This window comes from Citrobacter sp. JGM124 (genome assembly GCF_018257795.1).
In the GTDB taxonomy this organism is placed as follows: Bacteria; Pseudomonadota; Gammaproteobacteria; order Enterobacterales; family Enterobacteriaceae; genus JGM124.
This window is the reverse complement of the sequence record NZ_JAERJD010000002.1, coordinates 458089-470235: the sequence shown is the minus strand read 5'-3', so window position 1 is coordinate 470235 and position 12147 is coordinate 458089. Positions and strand designations below refer to the sequence as shown.

Sequence of the window (12147 nt, the reverse complement as noted above, 5' to 3'; positions counted from 1 at the left end):
AAAACGAAAGATGGTGTTCCGAAAACTATGTTTAAACCTAAAGATGGAATAGGTTATTGGGAGAAACAAAAATGAGTCGTTCACTGCATTTATGCCCTTGTTGCCATAAATATGAATTTTCGGAAGTTGGGAGCTATGAAATTTGTCCGGTTTGCAATTGGGAAGATGATCCTGTTCAAGAAGAAGAACCAAGTTATGGTGGTGGGGCTAATATCATGAGTTTGAACGAAGCCCGTAAAGCCTATGCTGAAGGACGTAAAGTCAAATAACAATTGACGCTGATTTAATTAGGCAGCACAACATATCATGAGTGCTGCTTCGTTCCTTATCCCTTCGAACATCCAGCAAAGGCACGCCAACAGTGGTATTTCATCGCTCATCACTGACATCAATCAATTGATATAGAAGATCGATATAATCTTCTGGAATTTGAACGTTTATGTGAGCATCCTGATGGTTCCGACCTTATTTATTATCCAAGAGAAGGCCGCGATGATAGCCCTGAAGGGGGGCAAAGAATTGCGTCATGCTAATGGTAAGTCGGGTTTCAAGAGTCAATTCTGATAAAAATTAGATACGTTGCCGTACATCAGCGCAGTATTTTAATAAATGTTTTTCTAAATATTATTAATTACTATGATATTTACATTCTCTATATTGATATGAATTACAGACTTGTTTTTTTAGTCTAAATTTAGTCATTATTTTTTATTATTTTAAAATGGATATCTTATTACGTATCTTGTTTGATTTCTCACTATCTGATGCAAGAACCAAAAGCTGCTCAAGATTTTTTTCAACAGAACACTGAAATGCCAGAGCTGCTTCTGCGTTGTTTTACTACCAGAGCAAAAATCTCAGCATCTGTTTTTTCTGAAATAGCTTTATGGTAGATCATACGTTCATGCATGATATCAAAATTACCGGATGATTTAGCGGCTGTTGGTGCCGTTGAGCTGATTATAGGATTGAGCTCGATGGACAAAATTTTCTATCAGTGATTGTCTCTTCTTATCCAGTCTGCGTAGTTCACTATGAGCAGATCTATATTTATCAACTTCAGTGCCAAAAGGATTATTTTCACGAACTTTACGATAGCCTTCTAAATATTCACCCATTGATGATTGCTGTTTTAGCTTTCCTACAGTTTCAAAATAGGTTCATTCGTGGGTAGCAGCATTTTTTGGCGGAAGAGGGTGAACGTAAAAGAGAAGTAATTTCCGGAAAGCAAGAAAGCAGACGTTATTAAGCGTCTGCTTTCTTTAAATTGGCTCCTCTGACTGGACTCGAACCAGTGACATACGGATTAACAGTCCGCCGTTCTACCGACTGAACTACAGAGGAATCGTTTGAACGAGAGAGATAGTAGCCTCGATGATTAAAACTGTCAATACTAAAACTAACATATTAATTACTATGATTAATTTTAAAGCGTAATGGTGGGTTAATGTGCTATTTATCACTTTTAGTGGCAGTGTTTAGACTGATTAACAAACGTTGTAATGGATCTTGCTGGTAGAACTGACAAAAACGCCGATAAAGTGAAGCAAACCTGGGTGTAAACAGTTGTGGAGCGCTAAAAAAATATTCGGAAAGCACGGCAAAACATTCAGCAGGATCTGTTGCCGCATAGGCATCAATGCTGCATGCCGCTTCGCCTACAAGGTCTATTTCATCCTGGATATGGCTCATGGCACCATGAAGATCCTGTTCCCAACTGGCGATGTCACGCAAATGGGTCAAGGGAACACCACTGGCATAGCCCCCGTTACGCATATCGAGCTTATGGGCGACTTCATGAATGATCAAATTAAAGCCAGAATCGTCAAAAGAGTCTTTAATATCGATCCAGTTCAGAATAATTGGCCCTTGTGGCCAGCTCTGCCCGGATTGGACAGAAACTTGCTGGTGAACCAGGCCGATATCATCCTCCCATTCATCATCAATAACGAAGGGCTCGGGGTAAATCAGGACTTCGTGAAAGCCGTCGAGCCATTCGATACCTAATTCCAGAACCGGTAAACAAAACAGCAGTGAAATTCGGGATGATGCCAGACCATCAAGGTGTAAACCCTGCAAGGGAACCAGGCGTTTTTGTTGCAAGAAGCGTTGTGCCAGCAGTACCAATTTTTGCTGTTCCGTTCCACTTAATGAAGCCAGTAAGGGGATAGCCAAAGCATGTTGCCAGGGGAGGGGGGCATCTGGTACTGAATCACGTCCTTTCCATGGCCACTTGTTCATATCACATGCTCACTCAGTCATTATTAGGGGAAATGGCCAGAGAGTTGTGTAACTTGAGAGACAGAAGAGAGCAATATAAAGGCGGTTACGCCTCTCTCGGCAGGTGATTATTCAATCACTTGCCGGGGAGAGTTTCAATAATGCATATCACATTTGTGAGCACTCAATCGGACTGAGTCACTCACAGGGTGGGGGCATTTACGGGCTAAGAGAGGCCGAGGATCCAGACACTGGATAACAACATGCATATCAGGGCGATTATCCCACCTGAACGCGTAAATTCCATAAAGGAGATTTTGACCCCGTACAGTTTCGCTTGCTCAACCACGATAATGCCAGCCAGACTACCAAAGACAAAAAAGTTACTGGAAAAGCCTGAGCCCAGGGCCAGGGCCGCACCCAGAGCATTGGCATTCTCTTCGTGTTTTAAGTAAGGAACTAACAACATTATTGCCGGGTTGTTACCGACAATGATGCACAACAGCCCGGTGATTAAAAAGAGAATAATAGGGTTATTCAGGTCGATCCCATGGTGATGCATACTGAGCAGGATATCACCAGGAATACCGGTGTTTGATAAAGCAGCATTGACGACAAACAGCCCCATAATCAGCAGTAACAGGTTACCGTCAACTAATTTGAGCATATCGTTAGAGGAGATAGAACGGTTCACCAGCAGAAGACCGGCGGCCGTTAAGGCGACAATCTCTTTGGGGATTTCGGTAAAAATAAAACAGAATATAATAGCAAGGGTGATCACGCCGGCTTTGATGGTCTCCCAAGTATCCAGTTCTATATCCGTAGGTGAAGCTGTCATTGCGGTACTCTGTGTGGCCTGAAGCTGGTCTTCAGGCAGGTACCAGCGTTGGCGGTATAGTAGTACCACCACTAACCAGATGACTACCAATGAGAGTAGCGCGGGAAGGCCTGCAGACTGTAATAATCCCATAAAAGATAAATCCAGTCCTTCCGAAATAATCATGTTTTTCGGGCTGCCAATAAGCGATCCCGCAGAACCATTATTGGCTGCAAAACAGAAGCCGAGCAGGAAAGGGATTGGATTAAGTTTACGTGCCAGAGTAATGGACACCAGTAATGGTGTCATCGCCACGATCACGACATCATTGGTCAGTAAAGCGGAAAGTATGCCACCGACAGCAATTAATACAGCAAGCAGTGCCGGGGGGGTGACATGGAGTGTCGCCACTTTTTTTACCGTCCAGGCATAAAAGCCGGAAACCACAAACGAAGCTGAGACCACCATCAAGCCGAAAAGCATGCCAATAGTATCATAATCAATCGCTATCCAGGCTTGGGCGGGAGAGATGCTTTCAATGGTCATCATCGCCACCGCACCTACAATCGCCGCGCCGGTTCTGTCTATTTTAAAACCGGGCAGGGAACCAAAGCCCATCGCAATATAAACCAAAAGAAAGACAATAACAGTCAGGTCCATCCCAGAATCACCATAATAATAAATTTTACAACAAGTTAACGCCCGGATTGGGTTAAAGCAAGCCGGGCACCGGTAGGTCATTGACACTGTTGGCGCTAATTTTTGATACAGGAAAAAAGTTAATTCACGACTTTTGTTGTCAAAGAACAGGACATGCCCGTTTTTGATATGGTCAAAAGCCCTTATCGATTTTATCTGATAATAACCGTGAATTGACATTTTTTTGTATTGCTCTGGCGGCAAATGCTAGCATCATAAAAATATGATGTATTATTGGATGCCTGTCATTTTTCTGCTTTATTTTTAGAGTATTGCATAAATTTGTTTTGAAAATATTAATGTCTGTTTTACTGAATAATGGCGTCCATAAGGGGGAGCCGATTGTTTCCGTTACCAGCAGTCAATCCCGTCAGCCAGGGAGTCAGGTTCCAGTGTCGAAAAAGATTTTTCAGGAGCGTAGTTAATGAGTGATCGCATACAGGTGGTGAAAGGGGATATTACAAAAATTAATGTCGATGTCATTGTTAATGCCGCCAACCCACAATTAATGGGGGGAGGGGGCGTTGATGGTGCCATTCACCGGGCAGCCGGTGAAACACTGCTCGACGCCTGTAAAGTGATTCATCAACAACAAGGGGACTGTGCCCCAGGGCATGCGGTGATCACTGAGGCCGGTAATCTTGCCGCTAAAGCCGTTATTCATGCCGTAGGGCCGGTATGGCAAGGTGGGGCACATCATGAGGCGGAACTGCTGGCACTGACCTATCGCCACTGCCTTGATTTAGCCGCTGCCAATGGGTATCAAAGTATCGCTTTTCCGGCTATATCCACGGGGGCGTATGGTTTCCCCAAACATCAGGCTGCCCGTATTGCCTGGGATACCGTTTATCCCTATATCGGTATACGTCCGTTACCGGCGTATGTGACGTTTGTCTGTTTCGATGAAGAAACACGGCAAATTTACCAGGCAATAGCGGATACCCTGTAGATCACGGTGCCAGGTGGAGCATGCTGTGCCGCCATGACAAGACGGCACAGCATGGTGACTCAGCGTGACTTCGGGTCAGACTTGTTCGGTGATTTAGGCTTGCCCGATAACAGGAAACGCAGTAGCGGGATCCGCAGGTGAATTTCATAGAGTATCAGTGCAATACCCACGACAAATACCAGCCCCAGGAAAAAGCCCAGCAAGTTGGAACTGATAAGGGGGGTAATATAGGCACCAAAAAACAGTGTTAAGGGATGATGCACCAGGTACAAGAATAGTGAAGCGTTAACAAAGTAAGTTATCCGTGCTGACTGAATATTCAGTAAGCGATAACCTAATGAGAAAACCACATTAACCATCCACAGCCCCATCATCATAGTGATACAGCTCTCAGTCTCATACATCCACGCATCACCATCCCCGTAACGTTGGTTAAGGATATAAGCGATTAACGCAAAGGCTGCGCCCAGCGTGCACCCAACCGAAGGGGCAGTAAAAAGTGCTTTCAAGGACTCCTGTTTAAAAATGAGGGCCCCCAGAACAAAAAAGGGCAGGTAAAACAGGGTTTGCATCACGACGAAATTGAACAGGCCATCACTCAAAAGTGCAGGGTAAAAGATCAGTATGAGCCGACGCAAACCCGCATACAGGACGCCAAACAGTAAAAAGAGCAAAGAGAGCCTGACCAGGCTTGGTGTTTTTGTTACCTGCTGCTTTTTTTCACCGTGCGCTTTATCAAGGTATTTAAAGAGTGCCATACCCAACGTGGTGAGTACGATCAGTACTAATAAAAACCACAGGTGTGATATCAGTTCCCAGACCAGGGTATTGTATTTTTCATAGCCACTTAACAAATGCCAGCCTTGTGCCTGGCCCTTAACCGACAGCAGCATCAGAAATTGGGGCAGGGTCAACAACGGAATGGCTGCCAGCATAGGAATGCCCACCCGTAATACACGCACTTTCCACCAGCGCTTTATCGGATAACGCTGGAATAACATGTAGGAAAAATAGCCTGAGATAACGAAAAATACCTGCATGCGAAACGCATGGATAAAATCATTAAACAGCGTCAGCCCGGCTGAGGTTGTCACGCTGTTGACGTGCCATTGATGGCTGGAGTAAATCAAGGATAAGTGAAAAGGGATGCCTAATAGCATCAACCATGCGCGGATGGAATCGAGAAAATACTCTCGCTGTTTTGGGGGGTTACTCATATTACTCCGGACTTTTCCAGATAGTTCGTCTTACCGTTAAACCAGGGGCCTGTTAATCTTTATAACTGGTCACAACGTCGTTATCCGTGGCAACCCTACACTAAGCATGTCATCCTGTCTCCAGGTGGCATTCTTAAAATCAGCTCAGGCGCTCTTTTTGCTTAATAGGTGAGCCAGTGAATAGAACAAAGCGGGGATTCAGTTGTCGGAAACCGGGAGTTTACATTAAAATGATAAGATTGATTCGAGCACACAAAGGGGGATGTGCTGGTTAATATGAAACATAAATCTAAAATGATGCAATTAAGCTGGTTGGGTGCGGTGGTCATGTTGTCTCTTTATGCAACGTCCACTTGGGCCTTCACAATTAACGATGTCGCAGAACAGGCAAAAAAATTAGCGAGTAAAAGCTACGAAGCACCAAAGAGTAATCTGCCGTCACAGCTGCGTAATATGAAATACGCAGATTACCAGCAGATCCAGTTTAAGCATGATAAAGCTTACTGGAGCGATATAAAGACCCCGTTTAAGCTCGAATTCTACCATCAGGGTATGTATTTCGACTCACCGGTAACCCTGAACGAAGTGACGGCTACCAGTGTGCATAAAATTGGCTATGATCCTGATTATTTTGATTTTGGTTCCTTAAAAACGGACAAGGATTCGTTAAAAGATCTTGGCTTTGCCGGGTTTAAGATCCTCTATCCTATCAATAATAAGGGTAAGGATGACGAAATCGTCAGTATGCTTGGTGCGAGTTATTTCCGGGTGTTAGGCTCCGGGCAGGTGTATGGCCTCTCGGCACGTGGCCTGGCGATTGATACAGCTTTGCCTTCGGGCGAAGAGTTCCCCCGTTTCCGTGAGTACTGGATAGAACGTCCTAAGCCTAATGAAAAAACGCTAACCCTCTATGCGTTACTTGACTCTCCTCGTGCCACCGGGGCGTATCGTTTCGTGATTATTCCCGGGCGCGATACAGTTGTCAGAGTACAGTCGAAAATATTTTTGCGCGAGAAAGTGGGTAAAATTGGTATTGCACCGCTGACCAGTATGTTCCTGTTCGGGCCGAATCAGCCTTCACCCACGACTAACTACCGCCCTGAAATGCATGACTCGAATGGTTTGTCTATCCATGCTGGCAACGGTGAATGGATCTGGCGTCCGTTAAATAATCCTAAACATTTAGCGGTCAGTTCCTATGAGACAGAAAATCCTCTAGGTTATGGTCTGTTACAACGTGGTCGCCAGTTCTCTCGTTTTGAAGATTTAGATGACCGGTATGACCTTCGCCCAAGTGCCTGGATTACACCGAATGGCGACTGGGGAAAAGGTCGTGTTGAACTCGTCGAAATTCCGACAAACGATGAAACCAATGACAATATTGTTGCTTACTGGACACCAGATACCCTGCCAGACCCGGGTGTTGAGATGAACTTTAACTACAGTATTACGTTCAGTCGTGATGAAGATAAACTTCATGCGGCAGACAGTGCTTACGTTACGCAAACCAGACGTTCATTGGGTGATGTCAAGCAGGCTAACTTAGTGCGCCAGCCTGACGGTACTACCGCATTTGTCATCGATTTCACTGGCGTTGATATGAAAAAATTGCCAGCGGATACCCCTGTGACAGCACAAACCAGTATTGGTGACAACGGTGAAATCGTTGATAGCCAGTTACGCTATAATCCCCTTATCAAGGGATGGCGTTTGACACTGCGTGTGAAGCAAAAAGATGACAAAAAGACCACTGATATGCGTGCGGCGCTGGTCGAGGGCGATCAGACCTTGAGTGAAACTTGGAGCTATCAGTTACCTGCAAATGAATAAGTCTACTGTTACTACCTCTGATTATATCGCGGCACTAAAACTGTCGGACGCAGAGCGTGCACAACTGCCTGAAGATTCTCTTCAGGCAGTACATGAAGCACTTGACGTACATGGTCATCGTTATCCGCGTGCCGATGATTCGCCCCTGGCTTCGGTATCGTCACGTCTTGAAACTCAGTGGCCAGACTCATTGGGTGAAGGGCAGCTCATTACTGATGATGAAGGTCGTAGCCAGCTTCAGGCCATGCCTGAAGTAACTCGAACGTCAATGCATCCTGAGCCCTGGCGGACAAATCCCATTGGGCGTTTCTGGGATAGCGTCAGAGGGCGTTCAGCCCATACTCAGGACTACCATGAAGATAATTCAGCAGAGCAGAAATGGCGTACGGTGGGAACGATCCGTCGCTATATTTTGCTGTTGCTGACCCTGTCTCAAACGGTCGTGGCCACCTGGTATATGAAAACCATTCTCCCTTATCAGGGGTGGGCTTTTATTAACCCACTCGAGATGGGAGGACAGGACCTGTGGGTCTCATTTATGCAGCTCCTGCCGTACGTGCTGCAAAGCGGCATCTTGATCCTGTTTGCTATTCTGTTTTGTTGGGTATCAGCAGGTTTCTGGACTGCGCTGATGGGTTTTCTCCAGCTATTAATCGGAAAAGATAAGTACAGTATTTCCGCTTCCACGACCGGGGATGAACCTATCGACCCTGCCCACCGTACCGCACTGATTATGCCTATCTGTAATGAAGATGTGGCACGTGTCTTTGCAGGGTTACGGGCTACGTGGGAGTCAGTTAAGGCGACAGGCCAGCAGCGTCATTTTGATGTCTACATTCTTAGCGATAGCTATGATCCGGATATCTGTGTCGCTGAACAGAAAGCCTGGATGGAGCTCATTGCTGAAGTCCAGGGAGAAGGGCAAATCTTCTATCGCCGCCGCCGCCGCCGTGTTAAGCGTAAGAGCGGCAATATAGATGACTTCTGCCGTCGTTGGGGTAAGCAGTACAGTTATATGCTGGTTCTGGATGCTGACTCGGTGATGACGGGCGAATGCCTGACGAACCTGGTTCGCCTGATGGAGGCCAATCCCAAGGCAGGTATTATTCAGTCCTCCCCAAAAGCGTCCGGCATGGATACGCTCTATGCACGTTGCCAGCAGTTTGCTACCCGAGTATACGGGCCACTGTTTACGGCCGGGCTACACTTTTGGCAGTTAGGCGAGTCACACTATTGGGGGCATAATGCCATTATCCGTGTGGCGCCCTTTATGGAACACTGTGCTTTGGCACCGCTACCGGGTGACGGTAATTTTGCCGGCTCGATTCTGTCCCATGACTTTGTAGAAGCCGCCCTGATGCGCCGTGCTGGCTGGGGGGTATGGATTGCCTATGACCTGCCAGGCTCCTATGAAGAGTTACCACCTAATTTACTGGATGAGCTTAAACGGGATCGTCGCTGGTGTCAGGGTAACCTGATGAACTTCCGACTGTTTCTGGTGAAAGGGATGCACCCAGTACACCGGGCCGTATTCCTGACAGGAGTGATGTCGTATCTGTCGGCACCACTCTGGTTTATGTTCCTGGCCCTGTCTACAGCGCTTCAGGTTGTTCACGCATTGACTGAACCGCAGTATTTCCTCCAGCCTTATCAGCTCTATCCGGTATGGCCTCAGTGGCGTCCAGAACTGGCGATTGCCCTGTTTGCCTCCACCATGGTATTACTCTTTCTGCCTAAGTTGCTGAGTATCATCCTTATCTGGTGCAAAGGCAGTAAAGCCTATGGTGGTTTCTTCCGTGTCACCTGCTCGCTGTTACTGGAAGTGCTGTTCTCGGTCTTGCTGGCACCGGTACGGATGTTATTCCATACCGTCTTTGTGGTCAGTGCATTCCTTGGCTGGGAAGTGGTATGGAATTCACCGCAACGTGATGATGACTCCACGCCCTGGAGCGAAGCCTTTATGCGGCACGGTTCACAGCTTCTACTGGGGCTGGTTTGGGCAGTAGGCATGGCATGGCTGGATTTACGCTTCCTCTTCTGGCTGGCTCCTATCGTCTTCTCGTTGATTCTGTCGCCCTTTGTGTCCGTATTCTCCAGCCGTACCAGTATTGGCCTGCGTACAAGACGCTGGAAGTTGTTCCTGATACCGGAAGAGTACTCACCGCCACAAGTGTTGGTTGATACGGATAAATACTTGCAGCTGAATCGTCGTCAGGCGTTAAGCGACGGTTTTATGCACGCTGTATTTAACCCGGCGTTGAATGCCCTGGCATCGGCAATGGCGACCGCAAGACATCGGGAAAGTCATGTGCTGGAAATCGCTCGTGATCGTCATGTTGAACAGGCATTAAATGAAAACCCTGAAAAACTGACCCGCGATCGGCGTTTGGTATTGTTAAGCGACCCCGTTACAATGTCGCGTATGCACTACCGTATCTGGGCTAATCCGGAACGCTATTCATCCTGGGTGTCACAATATCAGCAGGTTGAGCTTAACCCGCTGGCGTTGTCGGCGAAGGAATAGCAGGGCGCAGGTTGGGGCGAGGTTCTGTCCTGAAACACCGCAAAAATACCGACTGACAAGTCGGTATTTTTTTGTCGGTAACCTGTAACAATACCAATAAAGTCAGCAGGATATAAACATGGTAAGAATTATTGTGGTTCTACTGCTCACCGGCGCATTAACCGGATGTGGCAGTATTATCAGCCGGACTGTTTCTGGACAAGGACAGGGTAATCAGTATTACCCCGGTGTTCAGTGGGATATGCGTGACAGCGCATGGCGTTATCTCAGGGTGCTGGATTTACCATTTTCTTTAGTCTTTGATACTCTGCTATTACCGATTGATATCAGTCATGGGCCATACGAATAATGCTTAAGGGTTAGTCCTCCCACTCGTCGGCGGCGCTTTGCCCCTCTTCCGTATCCAGGGGGGGCTCAAGCTGAAATTCGCCCTCATCCCATTCATGCAGCGTATTTTCCTCCTGCCACTCCTGGCTAATTTCCACTTCATCATAGTCGCCGTCAAACACACTCTGTGCTGCTTCACCACTGAGTAATGGCAGACATTCACCCTGTTCGTCATCACTGGCAAAAAACTCGGCCTGCCACATGATTTCACCCTCCTGCATCACATATTTCTGCAGACTGAATTGCTCAATGTCAGCACTCTCTTCATCAAGAGACGGGTTATCGGCAAGAAACAGTTCACGGGCAGCCTCAATGGCCTCCTCAAGGTTGGCATATAATGTCATTACTCTCTCCATATTTGGGGGCTATTAACCAATCATAGACCAGAATTTTGACCCGGCAGGTTTCAGACAGAAAAAGTTATCCACGGTGATTATTTGCTACGGGACCAGTGGCAGATGAATGACATTACTCTGTGATTGGGGAGCGACTTGAAGAGGTTCACCGACCGTCAGTAGCCAAATACCAGCCAGGCCTGTTTGACGGTCAGCGATAATTTTCGATGATTTACTGATAACGATCCGGCATTCCTTCCGGGCGGGTTTTAAAGCGCCGGTGCAACCACATATACTGTTCAGGTGCCATATTGATACATTGTTCAACAATGGTATTCATCCAGCGGGCCGTCTCTTCCGGGCTTTCAAGGGGAGGAGTGCGTTCAGGATGCAGGATGATTAATTCATAGCCTTTACCCTGTGGCAGGCGGCGCGGAACAAAAGGCACAATACTGGCCCCTGATAGTTTTGCCAGGGTATAGGTACCTGTGGTGGTCGCTGCCTGTTCAACGGCGAAGAAGGGCATAAAGACACTGCCACGCGGGCCATAGTCATGGTCCGGTGCATACCAGATGATATTACCCTGCTTCAGGGCACGGATCATTCCCTTCAGATCTTTACGATCCAGCATGCTCTTATTAGAGCGCATTCGCCCTTTGGTCTGTATCCAGTCAATTAACGGATTATTATTGGGACGATAGACACCGATCCCGGGTGTTTTAATCCCAAAGATACGTGCCCCCAGCTCCAGGGTCAGAAAGTGTATACCTATCAGAAGTACCCCCTGGCCTGAATTGATAATTTCCTTCACTTTATCCGCGCCTTCATAGTGGCACCAGCGGTTAATCCGTGAATCAGGCCAAAACCACGCCATACCGGTCTCAATCAGTCCCATGCCGACAGACTCAAAATTGGCCGTCACCAGTTGCTCACGCTTATCCAGGGACATCTCCGGGAAACAGAGTTCAAGATTGCGGCGTACAATATTAACGCGACGCTTCATCAAACGTTTTGCGAGACGACCTAATCCACAGCCGATGGGGAAAAGAACGGGATAGGGCAGCTGTACCAGAAGGTACAATAAGCCAATGCCAAACCAGGTTCCCCAATAGCGGGGATGCAATAGAGCGCGTGAAAATTGGGGTAAGTTCGTCATTTCAAACCTTTCA

The 12147-nt window shown here is 47.0% G+C and carries 10 protein-coding genes, 1 tRNA gene and 2 pseudogenes; 6 read left to right on the top strand and 7 right to left on the bottom strand.

What is annotated here, in order from left to right:
- The first annotated feature begins 71 nt into the window (after positions 1–71).
- Together JK154_RS04770 and JK154_RS04765 are read left to right on the top strand one after the other, a co-directional pair.
- Positions 72–269 carry a CPCC family cysteine-rich protein gene (locus JK154_RS04770; RefSeq protein ID WP_211991335.1) on the top strand — a complete coding sequence of 66 codons (198 nt, stop codon included), beginning with the start codon at positions 72–74 and terminating at the stop codon, positions 267–269.
- Between the two features lie 129 nt (positions 270–398).
- Positions 399–564: pseudogene (locus JK154_RS04765) on the top strand (bacteriocin immunity protein); the annotation flags it as partial.
- 147 nt (positions 565–711) lie between these two features.
- On the opposite strand, the pseudogene JK154_RS04760 reads toward JK154_RS04765, so the two are convergent.
- The 4 genes and pseudogenes from JK154_RS04760 to JK154_RS04745 all read right to left on the bottom strand — a co-directional run.
- Positions 712–1148 (bottom strand): annotated as a pseudogene (locus JK154_RS04760) (DUF4756 family protein); the annotation flags it as partial.
- Between the two features lie 120 nt (positions 1149–1268).
- A tRNA-Asn gene (locus tag JK154_RS04755) sits at positions 1269–1344 on the bottom strand.
- 108 nt (positions 1345–1452) lie between these two features.
- Positions 1453–2241, bottom strand: a complete 789-nt coding sequence (mtfA, locus tag JK154_RS04750) for a DgsA anti-repressor MtfA (RefSeq protein WP_211991334.1) — start codon at positions 2239–2241, stop codon at positions 1453–1455.
- Between the two features lie 205 nt (positions 2242–2446).
- The gene (locus JK154_RS04745; protein WP_211991333.1) at positions 2447–3697 is read right to left on the bottom strand and encodes an SLC13 family permease; all 1251 of its coding nucleotides are present in this window, start codon (positions 3695–3697) and stop codon (positions 2447–2449) included.
- Positions 3698–4160: 463 nt separating this feature from the next.
- On the opposite strand from JK154_RS04745, the gene ymdB reads away from it, so the two are divergent.
- A complete protein-coding gene (gene ymdB, locus JK154_RS04740) occupies positions 4161–4685 on the top strand; it encodes an O-acetyl-ADP-ribose deacetylase (protein ID WP_211991332.1) in 525 nt (174 codons plus the stop codon).
- Positions 4686–4744: 59 nt separating this feature from the next.
- On the opposite strand, the gene mdoC is transcribed toward ymdB, so the two are convergent.
- Entirely contained in the window at positions 4745–5902 is a 1158-nt protein-coding gene (gene mdoC, locus JK154_RS04735; RefSeq protein WP_211991331.1) for a glucans biosynthesis protein MdoC, read from the bottom strand.
- 294 nt (positions 5903–6196) lie between these two features.
- On the opposite strand from mdoC, the gene mdoG reads away from it, so the two are divergent.
- From mdoG to JK154_RS04720, 3 genes are all read left to right on the top strand, one after another.
- Entirely contained in the window at positions 6197–7732 is a 1536-nt protein-coding gene (gene mdoG, locus JK154_RS04730) for a glucans biosynthesis protein MdoG (protein WP_211991376.1), read from the top strand.
- Positions 7725–10256, top strand: a complete 2532-nt coding sequence (gene mdoH / locus JK154_RS04725) for a glucans biosynthesis glucosyltransferase MdoH (protein WP_211991330.1) — start codon at positions 7725–7727, stop codon at positions 10254–10256. The genes mdoG and mdoH overlap by 8 nt, the downstream gene beginning before the upstream one ends.
- Positions 10257–10374: 118 nt before the next feature.
- Positions 10375–10605, top strand: a complete 231-nt coding sequence (locus JK154_RS04720; protein ID WP_211991329.1) for a YceK/YidQ family lipoprotein — start codon at positions 10375–10377, stop codon at positions 10603–10605.
- Between the two features lie 10 nt (positions 10606–10615).
- On the opposite strand, the gene JK154_RS04715 is transcribed toward JK154_RS04720, so the two are convergent.
- Positions 10616–10987, bottom strand: coding sequence for a MysB family protein (locus tag JK154_RS04715; RefSeq protein WP_211991328.1), 372 nt, complete (start codon positions 10985–10987; stop codon positions 10616–10618).
- A 223-nt stretch (positions 10988–11210) separates the two neighbouring features.
- Entirely contained in the window at positions 11211–12134 is a 924-nt protein-coding gene (locus tag JK154_RS04710) for a Kdo(2)-lipid IV(A) acyltransferase (protein WP_211991327.1), read from the bottom strand.
- Positions 12135–12147 lie beyond the last annotated feature (13 nt).